This window comes from Alteromonas sp. ABH4_454 (genome assembly GCF_056311775.1).
Window position 1 is genome coordinate 3570711 of the sequence record NZ_CM149972.1, and the last position, 22738, is coordinate 3593448.

Consider the following 22738-nt stretch of genomic DNA (forward strand, 5'->3'; position numbering starts at 1 on the left):
CAGTGTCGCTTATTACAGTGAATTCATACTCTGCACACTGACAGGTCCAAGCTCAGCTGCTTCAACATCCGCTTTGATTTTTTCGGCATCACCAATGATTATCCAAGTCAATTTTTCCGGATGCAGTACCTCTTTCGCCGCGCTACTTAAATCGTCTAAAGATAAGCCATTGTACTTATCGACCAAAGACTCTGGATAATTATATTCTCTATTGAACCTCTTACTTGATAAGAGGCTATACATTACCGCATTGGCCGTTTCGAATTGACCAGGCAACGAGCGGACTTCATCCAATCGCGCTCTTTCCAATTCATTCGCCATCGGCGGCTTATCCCCTATATATGCATTGAGCTCTTTTTTGAGTTCAAGTAGAGACGGCCCTGTTTTATCGGTTTGCACTGGTGCATACACCATAAATGGGCGTTGACCTCTTGCGTCTTGAAGAAAGGTATACGCGCCATAAGACCAGCTTTTATCTTCGCGTAAATTCATATTCACGCGAGCAGTGAAAGCGCCACCTAGTGTTTGGTTCATAGCATTGATGGCTATATTGTTGTCTGCACCTGTTGGTGGCGCTAAATGCGCGGCCAGAATTAGCGACTGTTGCGCACCTGGGCGATCAATAATAATCGCTTGGCCCTGCTCAGGCATGGACGCTTCAGCTATTTGTTTCGTTCCTTTATTGCCTTCTACTTTCCATTTACCAAACTCTTTTTCAAGCATAGGTTTTATGACGTCTAACGTAGTGTCACCAACGACAAAAATTGTCGCATTATCAGGGCGTAGCCACGTATCTTTAAAGCTAACTAGATCGCTTCGCGTCACTGCTTTCACGTCTTGCTCAGTTCCTGTACCGGTAAATGGAATACCATAGGCATGATCATCACCATAGATAAGCGGTGGAAGTAAGGTTAGCGCAATACTTACAGGGCGTGTTTTTTGCTGGGCAATATTGCTTAAAATAAGGGCACGTTGACGTTCAACCTCTTCTTCTTTAAACGTGGGCGATTTTAATATATCCCCCAAAAGTGCCAAAGAAGGCTTCATGTTTTCGGTAAGCATCGACATGCTAACTGTAGTGGTGTCTAGATTTGAGCCAGCATTTAAATTTGTTCCCAACTGCTCAAGCTCTGCCGCTAGTTCCAAGGCATCGTATTTACCCGCCCCTTCATCAAGCATCTGTGTGGTGAAACTCGCAAGTCCTAACTTTCCACCTGCATCAGCAGCATACCCTGCGTCAAATTGCACTGCCACATTAACCAAAGGTACCGTAGAGCGTTTCGCAAACACCACATTCACACCGTTAGATAAAGTGGTCTGCGTAACCTCTGGGAAGCTTAGTTGTGTCTCTGCATCAATTGACGGCAAACCTGAACTACGATCTACGCTCTCAGTTGATGCTGTATGTTCAATAAACGGCACAACCGTGATTTGGTGCCACCCTTCTTTTAACCATTTATTCGCAGCCGCTTTAACGTCTTTGGGCGTCGCCTCTCCTAGCTCGTCTAACTCAGTTTTAAAATAGTTAGGGTCACCAGCAATAAACTCCCCGCTAGCAAGGGTGTCTGCTTTCCCGCCAAAGCCCCCAACTTCTTCTAGCCCTCGAATAATTGAAGCGCGTTGTTTCGTCGACACAAGCTTAACTTCGTCTTTGCTAGGGCCTTTACGCAAGAATTCGCTAATGACCTTATCAATCTCTTTTTCTACCTTTGCTACGTCAACGCCGTCTTTTACGTCAACCGTAACTCCAAAGATGGACGCCATTTGTAGCTCGTAATTAAATACCGACGCATTGGTAGCGATTTGCTGATCGTAAACAAGTTCTTTATAAAGACGTGAGTTTTTGCCATCACCCATCACACTTGCAGCGATAAACAGGTCGGTTGCAGTTGATGACGTGTTTTCAGGTGAAACCCAAAGGCGATAAATGCGCGACTGTGGCACTTTGTCTTGGATCACTTCTCGGGTGTTTGCGCTACGTTTCGGTACCCATGCTTCCCACTTAGACAATGCGGGGCCCGGCTCAATATCAGCGAAGTACTTGTTAACCAGAGGTTTGGCTTCTTCGGCGTTAATGTCGCCGCTTAGCACCAGTATTGCGTTGTTGGGGCCATAATATTGGTTAAACCAGCCCTTAACGTCGTCAAGCGACGCTGAGTTAAGATCTTCCATTGAGCCTATTACAGTGTGGTGATAGGGATGCCCTACGGGAAATAAGCCTTCAAAAATATGGGTGAATACGCTTCCGTAAGGCTGGTCTTCGCCTTGGCGCTTTTCATTTTGTACAACGCCACGCTGTTCGTCTAACTTCTCTTGTGTTACCGCACCTAACAGGTGTCCCATACGGTCAGATTCCATCCACAATATACGGTCTAGAGCCGGCGTTGGAACGGTTTGAAAATAGTTAGTTCGGTCAAAATTTGTGGTACCGTTGAGGCCTGTAGCTCCGGCTTCTTGAAGCGGCCCGAACCACTCATCGTCATAGTTTTCGGTACCATTGAACATGAGGTGTTCAAATAAATGAGCAAACCCAGATTTGCCGTTGGGTTCATCTTTTGACCCCACTTTATACCACACAGCTACAGCAACTACTGGCGCTTTGCGGTCTTCATGAACAATTACGGTTAGCCCGTTATCGGTAGTAAACTTTTCATAGTCGATATTAATATCGTTTTTAGCAAACGCTGAGCCCATCAGCGAACTACTTACTGCCAGCACACCCACGCTTAATTTAAAGCCCTTGGTGAGATGTTTAAGTACAGTCATGTCGTCATCCTTAATCTTATTTTCTGCGCTGAACACCAGAATGTGCCAGGCACCACAAAGCGGCTTTACGCCTGTACTAAACATAAACTAATCTGGCGGTTAATAAAGGGCTGTAATGCAGAAAACTGTAACGGATTGTAAAAGAGGAAAAACGATGTGCGGGGGAGATAGTTCTTGTGAGAAAGTAAATAAGGAAAGCCGCAATTACATTGCGACTAACCGTGCCCAAAGTGCTTTGACTTGCTGAGCATCTTCACTGTCTAATTCGTTGTTAGCGAAAGCATTATTAAGGCTTTCGAGCATTTTGTCATTAAGCATCGCAATGGTAGCGCCTTCTTGCATCTCTAGTTGGCGTGCCTCTACCGCGAAATGGCCTTGTAAGTAGCTGGCAATAAACAATTCGTCATCACTACCGTGATTTACCACGTCATCAAGCGATGCCTCAATATCTGCAATAGCTTTAACGACACTTTCTGGTGCTGCAGCAGGTGGTAACACGTCTTACTCCTTCCTGTTGTTAATTTCAGTTATTTATCTCTATGTTTTCAGGTCGAGATAAACCTCGTTGTTCTAAAGGCAATAAATTCGCTTTAGTGTATGGCGTAATGCCTTTAAACAGCTTGGCAAAGTACTTTGTCTTTGTAGCCGGTAATAACCGTAAAAGCGCCTGCTAATTTAGCGTCTAGCGCGGCATCGCTTGAATCTAAACGAAGCGGTTTGCCATTTAATGCCTGTAGTTTTTGTTTAGTGGCAACGACAAGCATATTTTGTTTGCCAATTTGACGAATAAACGCTGGGCTTAACTGTTGATTTCCACGCCCCAAAATGTGGCCCTGACCACCAATAACCGTCAAAATGACTTTAGTGGGTTTGTCATGAGTCAGCGCAATTAGCTCGCTGGCAGTCACATCACTTGCGATTAGTTCACCTTGCTTCACCACATCAACGCCTAACAAGGTATTGTCTAAGCCAAGGAACTCCATGACAGCGCCTACTGTAGAGCCCGAGCCCATTACAAAATAGGTGTCAGGCTCATCGTCCATGATCTCGCTCACATATGCCGCAATATCATCAAGCACCAAAGCCTCGTCTTCTTTGCCGCCCATTTTTACGGCTTGAACGTAAGTGAGTTCTGCCGGTACGCGCATTTCGCCATAATGCTTAGCAATAACTTTCCCTTCGCGAAACGCGTTTTCGTCAATATCACGCACTTCGGCGTCCATTTCACTTACAAGCTCGCCTGCAATCATTTGACTTACTACCTGCCCTGCTGCTGACGGCGACACGCAGTAAACGCCAGAATGAATTTTACAACCGGCAGGCACGCCTAACACGGGAACTTGTGTGCCGACTACACTACAGATATTACGGGCTGTGCCGTCGCCTCCGGCAAAAAGCAGCAAGTCAACGTTGGCATCTACCATGGCTTTAGCTGCGCGTTCTGAGTCTTCGCCTTCGGTTTGTGCAGCACTAGGCGTATAGATTACCTCATAAGGAATACCTAGAGATTCACAAACTGTTTCGCCCATATCGCCCGACGCAGTCACAACAGTAAATTTCCCCGACAACGCTTCTAAGATACTGAGCGCTTTGGCCATTTTTTCGTTAGCTTTTTTCTCTGCTCCCATAGCGAGGGCTTTTTCACGAATTTCAGCCCCATCGCTACCTTTAAGCGCAAGCGCTCCGCCAATACCTGCAAATGGGTTTACCACAACACCCAGTTTGAATTTGGGCTTGTTATTAGACGTTGATTGGCTAAGGTCAATTTGACTCATTCAGCATTTACTCCTATCCCATCGACTACGTCACTACTTGCGGTGTTTTGGCGCGAGACTGCTGCCGTGCTATTCATGACACTGCTAGGCGGATCAGTTAATTTACTTTCGCCAAACACAGATGACAGCGCTTGTATAAAACGTTCAGCGCGTGGTGGAAAACCATTAGTTTTAAAAGCTTCTAGCTGAGCAGCCACGTTTCGGGTAAAACCTTCTCTGTCGGGCTCAGCACCATTCAAGTTATCCGTACTCACCTGAAATTTTCTGCCGGCGGCTTCGGTAAACGCCCATTCAATAGCCTGTGGCTTAATTTCTACTTTTTCAAAGTCTGCTTGCTGCACTGCATCGCGGCCATCAGGGCAATACCAGTAACCGTAATCTTCTAAAAGTCTGCGCTTTTCGCCTGCAATGCACCAATGCGCTATTTCATGTAAGGCACTTGAAAAGAACCCATGAGCAAAGACGATTTGATGGTAAGGCTTTTCGTTATCCGCGGGGATGTAAATAGGTTCATCATCGCCCAAAACCAAGCGCGTATTGAAATCTTCAAACGTGCTATTAAACAGTGATATTAACGTTGGAACATCGCTGTCTTTTTCTAAGCCCGGGGCGTGTGCGCCAGTGGTCTCATTTTTACAGGCATTGTTCAATGATGACTGACTACTTTGACTGTTCATTAAGTAAATTAAAAATCTAAATAAGCAAGCTAAACTAATGGCGGCAGAGTATACCAGTAAAACTTTGTCTTCTCACTTGAAAGGCACGCTTGCTTAGGTCAATCTAGGTTTACAACAGCAGATAAGCCACACTAGCTCAACAGGGAGTTTCTCATTTGGCGCAAGAGATAATTAAACATATTCACCGGGTAAATGCCCTTCGTGATTTGGCCAATCAGTTGGGAGTAATGCCTATCATTCATCAGCTGCAGCATTGGCAGTGCGAACGCTTACTGGTCACGCACGACGATTTGGCGCAGCAAAAACGTTATCAAAAAGCCATGGCGTTTTTTGTAGATGAATTGTACGGCCCGAAAGATTTTAGCCAGCGCGACGCTGATTTAGTTCGCGTTATTCCGAAGCTTGCAAAAGTATTGCCAGACAAAGCCATGAACGCTATGGACGATGCCCTATCGCTAAATGCACTATCATTCGATTTGGATATGGCAGTGGCCCAGTACTTACAAAGTCATTTTCCTGGGGAGCCCATTAACCGAGACAACTACGCTTTGGCTTATCGCAATGTGGGCAGGATGGAAGACAGAGCGCATCAAATCGACATAATTTCGCACTTGGGCGATCAACTCTCTGACGTAATAAAGATTCGTGGTATAGGTATGTTGATTTCGCTATCTCGACGTCCAGCCAAATTAGCGGGCTTACTGGCTCTGCATGAGTTTTTAGAGCGTGGTTTTAATGCATTTAAAGCGCTAGGCGATGTGCAAGGCTTTATACAACCTGTTTTGGTAAGAGAAAAAGCAATTATGCAGTCATTGTTAAGTGACGATTTAATCTTGCCTGAAGATAATCCGTTGCCAAAGGTATAAGTTGCCGAAACAGAAATGCAATAATAGGTCTTCGAGAGCACCGGCGCTACGCCGACGGTAATGAAGCAAATAGGGTATAAATAAGATATATGAATAAGGAAAAGGTTTGAGCAACCCAACGCTTAATTGGATGTTAGATAACCCCTACGTGCAGCAATGGCATATTAATGAAACACACATCGATCACTATCAGCACGTGAACAATGTGGCGTACCTCTCTCAGCTCGAAACCTTAGCTTGGGCTCATTCAAACGCCCTCGGCCTGCAGTTTGCCGATTATCAGGCGCTAAACCGTGGGATGGTAATAAAACGTCACGAACTTAACTATCATCTGCCAACTCATCTTGGTGATACGTTAGAATGCGCCACTTGGATAGTACACTGCGATAAAAAATTGACCTTGAAACGCCAGTTTCAATTTATCTGCCCAAAGCGAAACAAAACCGTATTTGATGCACTAACAACTTTCGTTTGCGTCAGCCTTGATACTGGCGCGCCAAAGCGGATGCCTAAGCAATTTGTGGACGTCTATGGAAAGGCGTGTTTAGACCAATGAAAACAGGGCTTGCAGTTCTGCTTACACTGTTTTTATGTGTGTCGTTGGGCATCAATGTTTACCTATGGATTAGCTTAAAGCAGCATAATAACGGTGCTTATAAGTTAGAAGCAGACTATGAGCATCATTTACAACATGAAGCAGCGCTGGAAAGTGAGACTCAGGCGAAGGGCAATATAGAGCCCTTCAACAAAGATCGTGAATCCACCTCTTTTTCGAACGCTGACAGAACTAACATACCGTCAAATGAGCGTGAAGATCTGCGCTTATCTTCGCAACAAATTACCCAAAGTGATATCGCTACGCTAACTACCCTACTCAATAATGGACAATATGCGTTGCTCACCACAGAGCTTACAAACCTTTTAAAAAATGACCCGCTCAACGAATCGCTGCTGTTGCTAGAAGCTGAACTAATTGAGTTAATTAAGCCCCTGCCCACAGCGATAGTACACTACTACGACTTGGCTGAACTGCCTCTTTCAACTAAAACTCTCGCGTTTATCGACACAAAAATTGCTACTTTGTATCAACAAGCGCAAACGCAGTTAAGTCAAGACCAACAATGGGAACTGGTGGCTAGATTAAATGAGCCTCTTTATCAACGCATACCCGACGCAAAACACTACACCCTAAATTTGGCTGAAGCTTATGCTTACCAGCAAAAGCTTACGCTAATGGAAGATGTACTCGCTGCTCTGCCGATAAACGATAGAGACGCCAATACCATTCGCGATAAAGCCTATGACATGCGCGATATTGCTAATGCCGACACTACACCGAACAACAGTGAACTAACGCCGCCAGACGGGGAGAACGCACGTTATGAAACTCGCTTAGCTTTGCAGCGTATTGGTGACCAATATCGCCTTGAAGCAAAGGCGCTTAACCAAAAAGCCACCATGATTTTAGATACGGGTGCCAGTACTACTGCAATATCGTCGCGATTATTTGCTCGCTTGGGTCGTATGCGAAACCTCACGTTTATCGGTAACTTCAACGTGAGAACCGCCTCAGGAACTATTGAAGCACCACTAGTACAAATACCGCGATTTTACTTTGCGGGCTACGAGTTCAACGATGTTTCTGCCATCGTGCTGCCCGAAGACGCATTACCCGATGCTGATGGGTTGTTGGGAATGAACGTCTTAGGCCAATTTGACTTTGCGATAATGCCCCAGTCTAGTGAATTGATTTTGACTGAGCGTGATAATTAGCGCGCAAACTTTGTTTACCGCTACTCGTGCCTCTGTGATAAAGTTCAGAGAGTTCACAAATATTCAGACAGCAGTTGTAATGCCACGGTTGGTTTTTCTTTTAAGCATAATTTATCTATCAAGTTTAGTTAAAAGTTTACACGCACAAGAGTATGCTAATTGTGTTAGCTGCCATCAGGAACAAGTTACGTTGTGGCAACAATCAGACCACGCGAAAGCAATGGCCCATGCTAATGATAAAACCGTGCTTGCCAATTTCGATAATGTTTCTATAACTCACTTCACGCAGAAGGCACGTTTTTTCAAAAACGAAAATAAATTTTTTGCCGAGCTCACAGAAGCAGGAAGTACGAATATCTATCCAATCACTTATGTTTTTGGTCATTTTCCGTTGCAGCAATACCTCATCGAAACACAAGCAGGTAAACTTCAAGTTTTTCCTTTTGCTTGGGATGCTCGAGACGAATCAAAAGGCGGCCAACGTTGGTACCCCAATTATCCATCTGAGGATATTACCCCTAAAGACAGGTTGCATTGGAAACAACCGATGCAAAACTGGAATGGTATGTGTGCAGACTGCCACTCAAGCGGATTAAAGCGCAATTTTGATACTAAGACGCTTACATTCGACAGCCAGTTTGATGAAATCAATGTGTCGTGCGCATCCTGCCACGGTGATATGGCATCGCATTATACTGCAAATACAACAAGCGTTAATGACAGCGAACCAAATAAAAAGGGCAACGTTACGCAAGTTGAAGAAGCCAATCACCATAGGTCATCGCTCACTTCTCACGAGCTGTCTCAAAATGAACAACAAGCAATTGGAAGGTGGCTGTTAAAAGATGGAAGCAACATCGCTACTTGGCACGAACAAAAAGATGGCGAATTTATTCCTGCAAAACGAGACAATCGGTTTATGGAAACGTGCTTTGCGTGTCACTCTCTGCGCACCTCACTTTCTGATGGAATAGACCCTAAAAAACCTTTCCTAGACCAGTTCTCACCTTCGCTTCTTATCTCACCATTGTATTTTGCCGATGGGCAAATACGTGAAGAGGTTTATGTATACGGCTCTTTTTTACAAAGCCGCATGTATGAAGCTGGTGTTAACTGTATAGACTGCCACAACCCACACTCTATGAAGCTCAAAATAGAGGGAAATGGTTTGTGCCTTCAGTGTCACTCGGCATCGGCTTATGAAGGTGAAAAGCATACAAAGCATGTGGGGAGTGAAGATGCAAATCAGTGCGTAAACTGCCACATGCCTACGCGCACCTATATGGGTGTAGATGCACGGCGGGATCATAGCTTTAGTATTCCAACTCCCAACGTTTCTTCGACTACTGGCGCACCCAACGCATGTTTAAACTGTCACGACCAAGATAATGATTGGGTATCAGAAAAGCTAATCAACTGGTATGGCAAAGACTCTACACTAAACAAACAAGAAGAAAACTATATCTCTGTTATGCAGGGTAATATTCATAGTAAACAAGCTGTGCTGCGTATTGCCCATTCGTCGTCTCTTCCAGTTATAAAACGGGCTACTGCGCTGAGCTTGTTGGCATCGTCGAACCAGGCACTTACTGATAAAGATTTACGGAAATTTATTCTGCATGAAGAGCCTTTGCTAAGACTGGGGGCGGCGCAAGCCGGTCGTGCACTTCTTCCTAATGAACGAACGAAAACGTACGCTAATCTACTTGATGATAAGTATAAAGCCATTCGAGTGACTGCAGCTAATAACTTGCTTGGTCAGGGCTTCAACACACCGAACTTCAAAAAAGCGCTTGGAGAGCTTAGGTTGTCGAATACCGTAAATCAATGGCGGGGGGAAGGTAACCTCAATCAAAGTCTGGTTGAATATCAGCTCGGCAATATTCATCAAACAGAAAATCTGCTTAAACAAGGTTTAACTGTAGACCCTTACTTTGAGGCAAACTACATCAACTTGGCCGAATTGTATCGCGCTCAAAATAAACTTCTGTTAGAAGAACAAACCCTCCTTGATGGAATGAGCAATTTACCTGATAGCGCGCTCATCCATTATTCGTTAGGCATGCTGCATGTTCGTAAACAGGATAAAGCAACTGCAGTTACATTTTTCAAAAAAGCAACAGAACTTGCCCCTGAGAACCCACAAAATTGGTATATTTACGCCCTCGCTTTAGATAGTGTAGGTCAAACGAAAAGCGCACTCAACGTACTAAAAAAAGCCATAAAGAGACAGTCTGATAATTCGCTTATCAGCTTGGGGTTGTCACTTTCACAAAAAATAGGCGATGAAGCGTCGTACCGCTTATTCCAGTCTAAAGTTAGGCGATAAACAAATCACCGTACTACTGAGGTCATGCTTTGCATGCCCTAATGGGCAAGCGTTCTAGCTGTAAAAAGCCACTAATCAGCATTTACTACAACTAAAGGAAACGTCTCAAACGCCACGCCTTCATGCCCTGTTTTCATAAAGTTGAGGATATTGGCGTGGTCGTTACCATCGGGGTTATTGAGTACGTCTTCACGATAAAAGCGCCCAAACAAAGCCAGTGTTTGTGCTTGGTTTAGGTTTAAATACTGACCCAGTGCAAGCAGCTTGCATGAGCCATTATTCTGGTTAGCTTCGTTTGTTACATCACCATTGGTGAACGCGGTTGGCGTAAAAGCAAACATGCTATCAACGAGCGCGATAACATCGTTAAACTCGATAGTCTCTGGTGAATTGCTAACGGCTTGAACTAAGTCTTGAGTGTTGCTGAACGTCATGTTTATCTCAGTGAAAAAAGAAAACGATAATAGCAGGTCTAGGTAACTTCAACAGGCTAAAACAGGTGTGGTTTCGGTATTTTCATAAAAAATCACAGCCTTCGGCTTAAAAAAATAAACCCCTCCGAAAAAAAGAGGGGTTTATCATCAATTTAAAGCACCTTTTGATGCGGCACTTCTATTTCTAAACGCGTTTGCACTAGGTCATTAAACCGCAGCACACACCCGTGTACCTTGGTCGATGGCGCGTTTAGCGTCTAGTTCCAACGCTTCATCGGCACCACCAATTAAGTGATAAGGCATGTTTAAGCCTTCAACGATATCACGCATCGGCTCTTGGCCTGCACAGATGATGATGTTGTCTACCGGCAATACTTGGCTATTGCCTTCTACCGTAATGTGTAGCCCTTCATCATCAATTTTATCGTAGCTTACGCCAGGGATCATGGTCACGCCTTTGGCCAGCAAGCCTACTCTGTGCGCCCATCCTGTTGTTTTGCCTAAACCCGCGCCAACTTTTGTGGTCTTGCGCTGCAATAGGAAAATCTCTCTTGGCGATGGCTCTGGCTGCGGCTTAACGCCTTCAATACCCGCGCGAGCCGAGAAGGTCATATCAATGCCCCACTCTTTCATAAATGCAGGAATATCTTGGCTTGGCGTTTCTTTGCCATGAGACAAATACTCAGCGGTATCAAAACCAATACCGCCAGCACCGATAATGGCCACCTTATTCCCTACAGGCTTTTTCTCTTTTAACACTTCGATATAGGTCAGCACTTTTTCGTGCTCAATACCATCAATTGCTGGCGTGCGTGGCTTAATACCCGTCGCAATCATAACTTCATCGAAACCTTCATCGTTAAGCGCAGCCGCGTCAACATAAGTATTCAATTTGAGGGTAATATTTTTATGAAGCTCAATTTGGCGCTTGAAATAACGCAGCGTTTCATAGAATTCTTCTTTGCCAGGGATTTGTTTAGCAATATTAAACTGCCCACCAATTTCGCTAGATGCGTCATAAATCACAACGTCGTGACCACGCTCGGCCGAGGTCACTGCTGCTGCTAATCCCGCAGGACCTGCGCCTACAACCGCTACACGCTTTTTAGTCTCTGCTGGCTTAACGTTAATTTCAAGCTCGTGACACGCACGAGGATTTACCAAACAGCTGGTCATTTTGCCGTTAAATACGTGATCAAGACAGGCTTGGTTACAGCCAATACAGGTATTGATTTCATCGGCCTTATTTTGCTGCGCCTTGCGCACAAAGTCAGGGTCGGCCAAGAATGGGCGAGCCATTGATACCATGTCTGCATCACCGCGAGACAGTACTTCTTCGGCAACTTCAGGGGTGTTGATACGGTTCGATGTGATTACCGGAATCGAAAGTGCTTCGCGGAATTTAGCCGTTACCCACGTAAATGCCGCACGCGGTACTTTAGTAGCAATGGTTGGGATACGCGCTTCGTGCCAGCCAATACCGGTGTTAATGATAGTAGCACCCGCTTTTTCGATTTCTTTGCCAAGCTGTACGACTTCTTCATAAGTAGAGCCTCCTTCAACAAGGTCAAGCATCGACAAACGGTAGATAATGATAAAGTTCTTACCTACAGCCTCACGCACGCGGCGCACGACTTCAATAGGTAAGCGGATACGGTTCTCGTATTCACCGCCCCATTCATCGTCACGATGGTTAGTGCGTTTAGCAATAAACTGGTTAAGGAAATAGCCTTCAGAACCCATGATTTCAACGCCATCGTAGCCAGCGCGCTGGGCTTGAGTTGCTGCAGTGATGAAATCTTTAATTTGCTTTTCAATCTCGTCAGCTTCTAACGCTTTTGGCTTAAACGGGTTAATTGGCGCTTGTACCGCAGAAGGTGCAACAAGCTTAGGGCTATACGCATAACGGCCCGTGTGCAATATTTGCATACAAATTTTGCCGCCAGCAATATGCACTGCGTCAGTCACTTCTTTGTGGTTTTTCACTGCTTCGTCTGTGTCTAAACGAAACGTTGAAGGATGGGTAGCGCCTTCTTCATTGGGCCCAATACCGCCGGTAACAATAAGACCTACGCCACCTCTGGCACGTTCGCCATAAAATGCTGCCATACGTTTATGGCCGTCGGGTAATTCTTCTAAACCCGTGTGCATAGAGCCCATAAGCACGCGATTTTTTAGGGTAGTAAACCCTAAATCTAATGGGCGAAATAAATGAGGGTAAACGGGATGATCGGTAACGGTCTGATTCATGATACATTCCTGAAAGTGGTTTAGGCTTGGTAAAAGCCGTTAAAAAGCCTGTTTAAATGTTCTTATTTGATGCGCTTCTTTTGTAGAAGCGCTATTTGTCTAAGTGTTTACTTAATTTCTGTAATAGAAATCATGTCGCGCACCAGCCTTAACGAATGGTAATTATCATTGGGCCAACAATGAGCAATTAGCAGTTAGGACAGCGCGCGTTCATACATAAACTTACGAATTCATTTTCTTAATGGCCGGGTGTAATGGCGGATATTCCGGCAGCGTTTTGGTTTTCTGTGCTTCCATGGCTTTAAACACATCTTCCATTTGAAACATGCCCGCTTGCCATGTGGCCATATAGGTCAAGCTTTCTGCCACAGTGTGTTCTACCGCGTAGTTAGTCATAGTCTTAGTACCTGAAACTGCGAGCGGCGAATTCATTGCAATCTGCTGCGCTATTTTCATCACCGCTTCTAGCATTGATTCTTGGTCGTCAAATACCTGATTTACAAAGCCAAGTTGCTGCGCTTCTGCGGCACCAAAATTGCGCCCGGTATAAGCCAGTTCTTTTACTATGCCAATAGGTATAAGCTTTGGTAATCGCTGGAGCGTACCGACATCTGCTGTCATACCTAATTGGGTTTCTTTAATAGTGAAAAAAGCGTCTTGGGTGCAATAACGCATATCACATGCACTTAGTAAATCTACTGCACCACCAATTGCCCCGCCCTGAACTGCACCAATAACCGGCATACGTGCCTGTTCTATGGCGGTAAAGCTATCTTGAAGCAACATCACCATACGGCGCATGCGCTCTGCTCTGCGCGACGGGTCGCCCTTAAAGTCTTCTTTCATATTCAGGAACACCGATAAGTCCATACCGGCAGAGAAATGCTTACCCGTAGATGAAATAACGATGACGCGGGCTTGACCCTCGTCATCGATTTCACGAATAGCCGCTGGCAATTCGGTCCAGAACTCAGGGATCATACTGTTCATTGCATCGGGGCGGTTAAGTACTACGTGGGCAATATGGCCCTCTTGTTTTACTTCTAATGTAGAGTACTTCATGGTTTGCGCTGTCTCCTTGGGCTGTTCCTGTTAACAAATTTGCAAACTAGACAGCGTCAAAATAAAAGGCTATGTTGACACTGTCAAGATAAAACGTTATCTATTCGTCTCAATTTTGAAAATGGAAACATTGGATTTATGGCTAATGCAGTACAAAGCTACCATCACGGCGACCTGCGCAGCGCACTGATAGAGGCGGCTACCGCGCGTCTCTCTGAGCACGGCGTTGATAGTTTATCTCTTAGAAAGCTAGCAGAGGATGCCGGTGTGTCACGTACTGCGCCCTATCACCATTTTAAAGACAAGAGTGCGCTGTTAAGCGCCATTGCAGCCAAAGGCTTTAGCGATTGGCATACCGCAGCTAAACGTATATTCGAGCAAGAAGATAAGACACCACAGGTGCGTTTTCGCGAATTTGTGCACGAATACATTGGCTATGCTGCCGACAACCCCGAGATGTACGAATTGATGTTTGGTCGCACTATTTGGCAAAACCAAGCGGCGACCAACGATCTGAAAGATGTTGCATTTCCCTGCTTTCAGTTTCAAGTAACGATGACGCGCTATTGGCAGGATAAAGGGCTACTTCCGAACAATCAGGATGCGCTGAGACTAGCACAGGTAACGTGGGGTACGTTACACGGTATTGCGCGTTTACTTATTGACGGAATATACGCTGACAGCAGTCATATCGACGAGATGTGTGATTGTGCAGCGGATTTATTTATGCAAAAGCAGGTATAACGTCTTATCAACGCAACCACTTGAATATAGCGTTGCGCTTGTACGCCGCGAAAAGTGTTTAACTGCCTAGAGCGGTAAAATAACCTAGAGCGGATGAATTGCCAGAGCGAGATGAGGGCTCGCTCTTAGCATTTTTTATTTACGCCGATTCTGCTTTAGCCAAAGATACTGGCTGACCTTCGTGCGTCGCTTTAATGAACTCAGCAGCACGTTCGGCAATCATGACGGTGGGTGCGTTGGTATTGCCGCCAATCAAGCTTGGCATCACCGAAGCATCTACCACTCTAAGACCTGCTATGCCTCTTACCCGCAACTGAGTATCAACCACTGCCATCTCATCGTCATCACTGCCCATTTTACACGTACCAATTGGGTGATAGATGGTTTCAGCGCGCTCACGTAAAAATTCTAATATTTCTTCATCAGTTTGCGCATCTTCCCCTGGGTATAACTCACTACCTTGGAACTTGTCGAAGTCTGGCGCAGATAGCAGCTTTCTGGCAATACGCACGCCTTCAATCATGACTTGCTGGTCTTCCTCTGCGGATAAGTAATTCGGGTCAATAAGCGCTTGATCGGCAGGATGGTTACTTTGAAGCGAAATAGTGCCGCGGCTTTTAGGATATAGACAACATACGTGCAGGCCATAACCGTAACCAAAAGCCAGCTGTCTTCCGTGGTCGTTTAAAATTGCAGGTAAAAAGTGGAATTGAATATCAGGGCCCTGTGTCGCTAAGCTTGAACTAACAAAACCACCGGCTTCAGCGATATTTGAAGAAAGAATACCTTTGCGCTTAAACGCGTAGTCTGCGGTGGCTTTAACGTAAGAAGGCAGCGCTCCGAATGCCACGGCATAACCTTCTCTGGCTTTACAGGTATATTGCACGATGGCATCTAGGTGATCTTGTAGGTTTTGGCCCACACCTGGCAAGTCTTGCTGTACAAAAATCCCCTTTTCTTCTAGTTCTGCTCTGGGTCCAATCCCCGAAAGCATTAGAAGTTGAGGTGAATTAATTGCGCCGCCGCAAAGAATAACTTCGCTTTTAGCGAAATAGCGGTTCACCACGCCTTTTTCCCGTACTTGAACCCCAATAGCACGCCCTTCTTTTAATAACACCTTTTCAGCAGCGACTCTTGTAAGCACGGTTAAATTGTTTCGGTGCTTTGCCTGCGTTAAGTACCCTTTTGCTGTTGAGCAGCGCTGGCCGTTGACTTGTGTAACATGGTAGTAACCAAGCCCTTCCCTATCGTCTCGGTTAAAGTCATTAAGCTGTTGATAGCCTGCAATCGACGCAGAGTTCACAAAAGCATCGGACAGTACGCTGGTATGCCTTAACTTGCTAACATTTAGCGGGCCACCTGCGCCGTGATATTCATCAGCCCCTTCTTCAAAGTTCTCAGAGCGTTTGAAATAAGGCAGTACATCTTCAAATGACCAGCCCTCGGCCCCTTCTTCATTAGCCCAGCGGTCGTAGTCTTCTTTTTGCCCCCGAATATAGCACATGGCGTTGACTGAACTGCTGCCGCCCAAGGTTTTACCGCGAGGCCAGAACAGCTCTCTGTCATACATTTCTTTTTGAGGAGCCGTATGATAACCCCAACCAATGCCTTCAAACCTGCTAAGCAGAGACAAACCAAAAGGAATATGAATAAGTGGGTTGGTATCCTTTGAGCCAGCTTCCAATAGCAAAATATCTAACGCAGGATTTTCCGATAATCGAGTGGCAAGCACTGCACCCGCAGAGCCCCCGCCTACAATGATGTAATCGTATTTGCTGAGTACTTCGCTCATTTCGCCAACTCCTTGAGGGCAAGACTTTTAAATGTTAATAAAACGTTGTGGTACGACCAGATTAGCAAACAATACTTCATCAATAAAAGAATTAAATTGTAAGATTTAAAAAATCTAATAATCCTGATAACTTAAGCGCTGTACTGGTATATGCATTACGTTAGACAATCTAGCAACAGGCCACTGCCTAGCAACATTAGGCTAAGAATACACCTTGACCAATAACTTATCCTTCAAAGACAAATGCAAAGTGTACCTGGCACAATGGCTTGTGAAATGGGGTAAGCTGACGCACGACGACTTTACCAAAGCTGAACTCCAAGACCTTATAAACCATAGCTTTCCTTACACCTTCACCTTCAACATCCCTATGGGAAGTGGCACTGTGACCGTGCTTGAAGGCAACATTACATTAGATAATGCAAATAACCGTATTGGTCTTCAGTGCCTTGCGGCACTTAATATTGTGGTAGCTTCTACCACCATTTACCGTGCTCACGTGGTGTTTACTCTGTCAGCGTCGCCTCATTACGACAAAAATATGAGCACGCTTTATCTAACCGGCCTTTCCACTGATAGTGTCAGTTTAGTTAACGATGATTACGCGTTGATTAAAGACACACAGTTTTTGGTTTCGCGGTTCTTTCCTAAAAGTGTAAACACTCTGCTTGGCGGCTCATTGAAGTCGGCACTATCGATTTTTAGCGCCGGGACATCAGATATTGCAGCAGACTATTTACAGGTCTATTTAACGGGCTCGAAACAAGCAGTATTGGAATACCACATTCCCCATATTAACGACGCTATTAAAAAACAAATTAACCAAGAAGACCTAAGCCATACTATGCGTGGTGACCACTGGCGCGAAGTGCTCTTCTCGAAACTAGGTCAAAACGTACGTGTAGAAGACAACGTACTGCGCTTCTATCTCATTGAATAGCGCTCAGTCTAAAAGTTACGCATACTAGTGATCTGACACAATAGAGACAGGCACGGTATCCACCTGCTCACCAATATCGTCGATGTTTAGCCTTGGATCGTCCACGCTCGCTTCTAGCATGTCGAATGCCTCTTTAACGTAACGCGCTAATGGTTGTAACGACTCGATATTTTTATTGCAGCACACCAACCCAACATTTGCAGTGCCTGCGTAGGTCATAAGCGTAATATTTACCCCTCCGCCTGGCGTCATGGTAGAAATGGGATAGCAGGCCAACAACTCCGCATCTTTTAAATACCTTGTATCTTTGGGGCCGGGTACGTTTGAAATAAGAATATTTGCAATAGGTTTAACCACGCTAGATAGCTTTAACCATTCGAAGACCAGCGCAAGAGATTGAATGGCAATGGTATAGCCACTAAATGCTGCAGGACGCGCATGCTGCGCCGCATTTTTAACGATACGATGGTTCACTACAATTTGACGCAACCTAAGATAGGGATCGTTTTCACCATGTGCTAACTCCACCGGCACAATAGCTATTTTATTACCTGTGGTTTTCTCACCGGGTTTGCGCAAGTTAATCGGCATATTGGTGAATAAGGCTTTTTTAAATACCTGACCATGATCTTGTAGTAACTTATGTACGCCGATATCAAAGGCGCATAGCAATACCTCGTTTGCGGTAGAGCGCGTGCGCCTTGCTAGCGCTTTCACCCGCTTGAAATCTAAATCCATAGTTGCCACGGCCCTACCCGCTTTCACTTGCCCGGTAAGCACTGTTTTCGTACCAGTGAAAGGAATTGGCATATAATGTGGATTTACTCGCAGCGCTTTCATAAATATGCGGATAAAGATGACAAGCAAATCAAGTGCGGTTTTGAGCGCGTACCCCACGCCCACTAAACGCTTGTAAAAACTCACCGAGTCTCTACGCTTATGGCGAAGCCGCTTTACTGCCCAAACAGGCGTAAACTTTGTTTCGTGAGAGTTAGACACATAACCGGCCTGAAACCAGCGTACCAAAGTCGCACCATCACCATACATATGATGAACGCGAGCATAAATGGCAAATGTTTCGCTATTATCGTCAAAAATAAAATGGTATTGCCACAAAGGTTTGTCAGGGTCTAACCGCGACGCATGTAACCTCGCAACGAAGGCGTCTAGTGCCTCTCGGTTTGTAATATCTGCCACTCGATGAATTTGCACATGATAGTCCATGTTTAGCTTTTTCACCGGCGCAAAGCCAACAGGGTAACCTAGCACCGTTTTCACCGAACAGTTGAACGGAGAAGTAGCCCGAGCAAAGCTTCTTATTTCTTGGAATAACTGAGGCACATATTCAGTACTTTTTGCCCCTTTTGGAATTGCGAGTAGTCTGCAAGCAAGCAACATGTTTTGGGTTCTCGTCTGACTCTGTTATCCAAAATGACTTATCTAAGAAACTGAGCGTTTTTGCCATTACTATTCCTTTACGCGAAGTCGAGGGGTGACGGGGTTGAGGCATTTCTCACAAAGTCATGTGAGTGCAGCATCTGTTCTAGCTGAAGCTTTTGTTCATCAGGCAGCGTCAGCCTTGGCAATACACTCACCATCATGAGTGACAGAGCATGATAACGCTGCATTGTGCTATCCATATGACTGTTTAACTCATCAAACTGACAAGACTGGGTAATAATTAAAGATATTAAATCTACTAATAGCGCCCTATCTGCATCTGAGGCAATAAGAATATCTCGCTTTGATAGTGACTCAAAAAGAAAGGCTAATTGTTTATTTAAGCTCGATAGTATGTGCTGTCTAGGCCGAACAATGCTCGGGTATTTTTCCGCCAAGTCAGCTGGACTGCGATAGAAAAAGCGAAATACATGAATACTGTCTATGAGCAAATACAGATAATACATAATTTCTTCGGGATGAAGTGTATCGAGCTTTTCTCGATTCAGTATCTTCTGCATTTGTTGTTCATGCATTTTCATCAAGGCACTAACAAGGCTGTCTTTACCTTTAAAATGGTAATAAAGGTTTCCCGGACTAATATCCATCTCAACGGCGATATCGACACTGGTTACCGTGTTTTCGCCGTGCTCGTTAAATAACGTTAGCGCGGTGAGTAGTATTTTCTGCGCGGTTTTCATAGTTCAGTCCGACCCTTTGCCATCCTTGTGCGTTAGTTTTTGCTAATAAGATAACTTACATAAACACCAGATAAAGTTGGGCAACACCAGCTACCATACCTAAAATAGCGCCCGTTACGATGAGTTTCCACTCATCTTGCTGATAAGCTGGGCGCAACACCCCTTCAAATTCTTCAACACTCAGTGCCTGCATGCGCTCGCTCAAATCGTGCCCAATCTGCATCGCATTGTTGGCATAATCAAAGGCATAAAGTAAGTATTTATCGGAATTATCAAATATTTGACGTACCGCTAGCGCCTTCATTTTATGATAATTTTCTGACCCAACACCTAGCGCAAAATAAGGTTGCGCGATAGCCACATAGCGTTCAATAGCATCGTTAACATGAAGCTCGATTAGTTCTAAAAGCTGCGCAGAACCAGAACCGTGCAATATAACGTAGGTAATGTTTTTCGGCGTTATCAGCTTTTTTTCAATAATGCTTGAGTAAACTTCTGATACTTCTTTTTGCCGCTTTAAAAACATGCCCTGGATAGTAATAGGCCCCAGTTTTCTCGGGCGTTTGGGTTCGAAAATTATCTTGATGGCAATCCAGTTGGTAGCATAACCCACAAGCAAGCCGCCTAGGGGTAATATCCACCATGCTTGATAGAAATACCAAAGCAGCATGGTTGGTAAGCCGAACAGGAAACCGAAATAAAAGCCAGAACGCACTATAAATGGGAACTCTTTGCTGCCTGCGGTTAAGAAAATCTCATTAACGAGTTCTGGAGTATTAACCAGTTGCTCAACCACTAACTCTTTAATATCCAAAATTTCTGAAACGTTATGCTGAAAGTCGTCCACCATTTTGTGAACCACATTGGGGATGTCGTTTTCGATACGCTGGTAAACTAAATTTTTGCCTTGCACAGGCAAAGCAGCCCAAAGTTGAGGCGCTGATTCGGCCATTACGTCATTGACGACTTTGCGTATAACCTGCCCTAAGCGGCGCTCAATAGCCTTCGTTAGTTCATCTGCATCTAAGCGCTGCGCTAATTCTTCAACACTTAACAATTTGCCTAAAACTAGCTCAACCTCAATCTCTGCCATTTGGCGGCGCTTCGCGGGAATGAGCCCCTGCCATCCAAAGAAGGGCTTAATACCTACGAACTCTATGGGGTAAAACATCATTTTTACCGCCAAATAGTTAGTCAGCCACCCGACGATGGCACTAATTAAAGGAATTGATAGCAGGCTTAGCGTTTGAAAATTCCATTCCATACTACAAAAAAGAGGTCCACATTATTATTTTCACTCTCAGGCTACTGAGTGCTTATGAAATGGTCAATGTAAAAAACAAAATTACTGCTAATTGTTGATTGAAAACAACCCTCTGAAAGTCTAACTATTAAAAGATACCGCCTTGAGTCACGCGCTAAAAGCACAAAGCGGTTAATTAAGAAAAAGGGTTTAGGTAGTGGATTCTAAATTTACGCCATACACTCAATATAGCGTAGAGACCGCTGTTGATGGGCGCAGGCTTACCACATGCTTTTTGGCAAATGCCGATAACTGCGCCACTTAGTAAACAGGGTTCGAAATACGTATCTATCCTTTACTGGTGTTAAACGCACCTGTTCGCTCGTCATATAAGAAAAGGCAACAGTGCTCATCAATTAAAATAGGTAATCGTTATGGCAGTATTCGATTTTCAGTTAAAAAAACTTGAACATGATATTGAACATGCAAGCAGTTACGATGAATATGAAGCCGCGTGCCTAGCGCACGATGCGCTGTCTGGCGCTGACGAGTGGAAAGCAGAAGATGCCAGCGATGACTATGACTACAAGCTTATTCGAAAGCGTGTTCAACGCCTACAGCTTGCTAGAAGCAGAGGCGATTTACATGCTCTGATGTCCATCCTGCACGAAGGGCTACACGGTAATTTGGGTAATATCGCCAACCCTATACTGCTTAGCCAGTGCAAAATTGGCACTAAATACCTTATTGAACAATTTATTGATGAAGTGATATTGGCGCTAGAACAGATCTATAACGCAGATGAACAAGACGTAGACTTCTATGAAAAGCTATCGTTTTTTGATGAAACCGCCCATGCCTTCGGGCGAAGTTGCCTTATGCTTTCAGGTGGCGCAGGCTTAGGTTTTTTTCATGCAGGTGTGGTTAAGTCGTTAAACGAAAAGAATTTATTACCTACCGTAGTGTCTGGCTCAAGTGCAGGGTCGATCATTGCTGCGATGTTAGGCACGCGAACGCACGATCAGTTGCTAGAAGCGCTAAGCGCAGATTTTATATACGAAACCTTCAAACATTGGCGAAGCTTTGCAGGTCTTGGGAAAAAAGGGCTATTTGATAGCTCAGTACTTGAAAATGCACTGATTGAACTGTTCGACCTTACAACCTTTGAAGAAGCCTTTAAGAAGACAGGACGGCACATAACTGTGACGGTATCTCCTGCCGACTTGCATCAGCATTCACGACTGTTAAATGCCAAAACCTCGCCCAATGCTATTATTACCCAAGCGGTACGTGCATCTTGTGCGGTACCCGTTATCTTTAGCCCTGTGCAGCTAAGAGCGAAAACTCCGTCTGGCGAGATAGTTCCTTATATCCCTAACCGACGTTTTGCCGACGGTTCGTTAATGGCTGACCTCCCCTACGAACGGTTAGCTAGGTTATACGGTGTCAATCACAGTATTGTAAGCCAAACAAATCCACTAGCGGTGCCGTTCATTTCATCAAATCGCATTGATCCCAACTCGCTATGGGATATGTCGGCACGTCACATTGGACAACTTGCAAAAACCAATAGTATTTTCGCTATCGATATCATTGAACGTTTAACCGGGAATAAGAGCGCCAAGCTAGCAATTCACAAAGTACGTTCTATTATTGATCAGCAGTATGTAGGCAATATCAATATTTTACCCAAGCGCCAAATAAGGAATTTATCTCAGGTATTGTCTAACCCAACCCGCGAAAGCATTAGCCAGTTAATTGTAAGTGGTGAGCGGGCATCATGGCCGCAACTACATGTTATTAAAAGAAATACCAAAATTAGTGAAAATTTACGGTATCATTTAGGGCAATTGAAAAAACGTGAGGCAGTAGAGCTTGGGCACGAGGTTAGGTAACCTTTGTGTCGCTTGGCCTGTCCTGAATTGCTTATAGCAAAGTAATAGCAA

Annotated in this window: 17 protein-coding genes and 1 pseudogene; 7 read left to right on the forward strand and 11 right to left on the reverse strand. The window is 44.8% G+C overall.

Translation table 11 applies throughout. The annotated features are described in order from the left end of the window. Window positions 1-12: 12 nt before the first annotated feature. The 4 genes from ACYX4W_RS15590 to ACYX4W_RS15605 all read right to left on the reverse strand — a co-directional run bounded on the left by ACYX4W_RS15590 (window position 13) and on the right by ACYX4W_RS15605 (window position 5218). Entirely contained in the window at window positions 13-2766 is a 2754-nt protein-coding gene (locus ACYX4W_RS15590; protein WP_476073779.1) for a M16 family metallopeptidase, read from the reverse strand. A 204-nt stretch (window positions 2767-2970) separates the two neighbouring features. After that, window positions 2971-3264, reverse strand: a complete 294-nt coding sequence (locus ACYX4W_RS15595; protein WP_474805991.1) for a YfcL family protein — start codon at window positions 3262-3264, stop codon at window positions 2971-2973. A gap of 113 nt (window positions 3265-3377) precedes the next feature. After that, on the reverse strand, window positions 3378-4541 hold the full coding sequence (locus ACYX4W_RS15600; RefSeq protein ID WP_476073780.1) for an ATP-NAD kinase family protein: 1164 nt from the start codon (window positions 4539-4541) through the stop codon (window positions 3378-3380). Next, complete coding sequence (locus tag ACYX4W_RS15605) at window positions 4538-5218, reverse strand: elongation factor P hydroxylase (RefSeq protein WP_474805987.1); 681 nt, start codon at window positions 5216-5218, stop codon at window positions 4538-4540. Before ACYX4W_RS15605 ends, ACYX4W_RS15600 begins: the two co-directional genes overlap by 4 nt. 155 nt (window positions 5219-5373) lie before the next feature. Here ACYX4W_RS15605 and ACYX4W_RS15610 point away from each other — a divergent pair, with 155 nt between their 5' ends. From ACYX4W_RS15610 to ACYX4W_RS15625, 4 genes are all read left to right on the forward strand, one after another. After that, the gene (locus ACYX4W_RS15610; protein WP_474805985.1) at window positions 5374-6084 is read left to right on the forward strand and encodes a DUF8198 family protein; all 711 of its coding nucleotides are present in this window, start codon (window positions 5374-5376) and stop codon (window positions 6082-6084) included. 106 nt (window positions 6085-6190) lie between these two features. Then, window positions 6191-6640, forward strand: coding sequence for an acyl-CoA thioesterase (locus ACYX4W_RS15615; protein ID WP_474805984.1), 450 nt, complete (start codon window positions 6191-6193; stop codon window positions 6638-6640). Beyond that, window positions 6637-7857: a retropepsin-like aspartic protease family protein gene (locus ACYX4W_RS15620; protein ID WP_476073781.1), complete on the forward strand. Its 1221-nt coding sequence runs from the start codon at window positions 6637-6639 to the stop codon at window positions 7855-7857. Before ACYX4W_RS15615 ends, ACYX4W_RS15620 begins: the two co-directional genes overlap by 4 nt. 79 nt (window positions 7858-7936) lie before the next feature. After that, on the forward strand, window positions 7937-10186 hold the full coding sequence (locus ACYX4W_RS15625; RefSeq protein ID WP_476073782.1) for an ammonia-forming cytochrome c nitrite reductase subunit c552: 2250 nt from the start codon (window positions 7937-7939) through the stop codon (window positions 10184-10186). A gap of 71 nt (window positions 10187-10257) precedes the next feature. On the opposite strand, the gene ACYX4W_RS15630 is transcribed toward ACYX4W_RS15625, so the two are convergent. The 3 genes from ACYX4W_RS15630 to ACYX4W_RS15640 all read right to left on the reverse strand — a co-directional run bounded on the left by ACYX4W_RS15630 (window position 10258) and on the right by ACYX4W_RS15640 (window position 13932). Further along, a complete protein-coding gene (locus ACYX4W_RS15630; protein ID WP_474857105.1) occupies window positions 10258-10620 on the reverse strand; it encodes a HopJ type III effector protein in 363 nt (120 codons plus the stop codon). A 207-nt stretch (window positions 10621-10827) separates the two neighbouring features. Next, complete coding sequence (locus ACYX4W_RS15635; RefSeq protein WP_474805976.1) at window positions 10828-12870, reverse strand: oxidoreductase; 2043 nt, start codon at window positions 12868-12870, stop codon at window positions 10828-10830. Between the two features lie 222 nt (window positions 12871-13092). Then, entirely contained in the window at window positions 13093-13932 is an 840-nt protein-coding gene (locus ACYX4W_RS15640; RefSeq protein WP_476073783.1) for a crotonase/enoyl-CoA hydratase family protein, read from the reverse strand. 138 nt (window positions 13933-14070) lie between these two features. Between ACYX4W_RS15640 and ACYX4W_RS15645 the strand changes: the two genes are divergently transcribed. Next, entirely contained in the window at window positions 14071-14676 is a 606-nt protein-coding gene (locus ACYX4W_RS15645; RefSeq protein ID WP_474857108.1) for a TetR/AcrR family transcriptional regulator, read from the forward strand. Between the two features lie 139 nt (window positions 14677-14815). On the opposite strand, the gene ACYX4W_RS15650 is transcribed toward ACYX4W_RS15645, so the two are convergent. Beyond that, window positions 14816-16468: a GMC family oxidoreductase gene (locus ACYX4W_RS15650; RefSeq protein WP_476073784.1), complete on the reverse strand. Its 1653-nt coding sequence runs from the start codon at window positions 16466-16468 to the stop codon at window positions 14816-14818. Window positions 16469-16682: 214 nt separating this feature from the next. Here ACYX4W_RS15650 and ACYX4W_RS15655 point away from each other — a divergent pair, with 214 nt between their 5' ends. Beyond that, entirely contained in the window at window positions 16683-17408 is a 726-nt protein-coding gene (locus ACYX4W_RS15655; protein ID WP_476073785.1) for a DUF1439 domain-containing protein, read from the forward strand. Window positions 17409-17432: 24 nt separating this feature from the next. On the opposite strand, the pseudogene ACYX4W_RS15660 reads toward ACYX4W_RS15655, so the two are convergent. The 3 genes and pseudogenes from ACYX4W_RS15660 to ACYX4W_RS15670 all read right to left on the reverse strand — a co-directional run bounded on the left by ACYX4W_RS15660 (window position 17433) and on the right by ACYX4W_RS15670 (window position 20813). Further along, window positions 17433-18873 (reverse strand): annotated as a pseudogene (locus ACYX4W_RS15660) (wax ester/triacylglycerol synthase domain-containing protein). Between the two features lie 10 nt (window positions 18874-18883). Beyond that, window positions 18884-19549, reverse strand: coding sequence for a TetR/AcrR family transcriptional regulator (locus ACYX4W_RS15665; RefSeq protein WP_476073786.1), 666 nt, complete (start codon window positions 19547-19549; stop codon window positions 18884-18886). Between the two features lie 55 nt (window positions 19550-19604). Then, window positions 19605-20813 carry a DUF445 domain-containing protein gene (locus ACYX4W_RS15670; RefSeq protein ID WP_476073787.1) on the reverse strand — a complete coding sequence of 403 codons (1209 nt, stop codon included), beginning with the start codon at window positions 20811-20813 and terminating at the stop codon, window positions 19605-19607. 413 nt (window positions 20814-21226) lie between these two features. On the opposite strand from ACYX4W_RS15670, the gene ACYX4W_RS15675 reads away from it, so the two are divergent. Beyond that, window positions 21227-22687 (forward strand): DUF3336 domain-containing protein, encoded by a 1461-nt coding sequence (locus ACYX4W_RS15675; RefSeq protein WP_476073788.1) that lies wholly within the window; start codon window positions 21227-21229, stop codon window positions 22685-22687. Window positions 22688-22738: the final 51 nt, after the last annotated feature.

Bases quoted from the DNA above. Each gene is read 5' to 3' on its own strand.
- ACYX4W_RS15625 (WP_476073782.1), top strand. From the start codon at position 7,937: ATGCCACGGTTGGTTTTTCTTTTAAGCATAATTTATCTATCAAGTTTA.
- ACYX4W_RS15670 (WP_476073787.1), bottom strand. From the start codon at position 20,813: ATGGAATGGAATTTTCAAACGCTAAGCCTGCTATCAATTCCTTTAATT.
- ACYX4W_RS15600 (WP_476073780.1), bottom strand. From the start codon at position 4,541: ATGAGTCAAATTGACCTTAGCCAATCAACGTCTAATAACAAGCCCAAA.
- ACYX4W_RS15675 (WP_476073788.1), top strand. From the start codon at position 21,227: ATGGCAGTATTCGATTTTCAGTTAAAAAAACTTGAACATGATATTGAA.
- ACYX4W_RS15590 (WP_476073779.1), bottom strand. From the start codon at position 2,766: ATGACTGTACTTAAACATCTCACCAAGGGCTTTAAATTAAGCGTGGGT.
- ACYX4W_RS15650 (WP_476073784.1), bottom strand. From the start codon at position 16,468: ATGAGCGAAGTACTCAGCAAATACGATTACATCATTGTAGGCGGGGGC.
- ACYX4W_RS15620 (WP_476073781.1), top strand. From the start codon at position 6,637: ATGAAAACAGGGCTTGCAGTTCTGCTTACACTGTTTTTATGTGTGTCG.
- ACYX4W_RS15605 (WP_474805987.1), bottom strand. From the start codon at position 5,218: ATGAACAGTCAAAGTAGTCAGTCATCATTGAACAATGCCTGTAAAAAT.
- ACYX4W_RS15665 (WP_476073786.1), bottom strand. From the start codon at position 19,549: ATGAAAACCGCGCAGAAAATACTACTCACCGCGCTAACGTTATTTAAC.
- ACYX4W_RS15630 (WP_474857105.1), bottom strand. From the start codon at position 10,620: ATGACGTTCAGCAACACTCAAGACTTAGTTCAAGCCGTTAGCAATTCA.
- ACYX4W_RS15635 (WP_474805976.1), bottom strand. From the start codon at position 12,870: ATGAATCAGACCGTTACCGATCATCCCGTTTACCCTCATTTATTTCGC.
- ACYX4W_RS15645 (WP_474857108.1), top strand. From the start codon at position 14,071: ATGGCTAATGCAGTACAAAGCTACCATCACGGCGACCTGCGCAGCGCA.
- ACYX4W_RS15640 (WP_476073783.1), bottom strand. From the start codon at position 13,932: ATGAAGTACTCTACATTAGAAGTAAAACAAGAGGGCCATATTGCCCAC.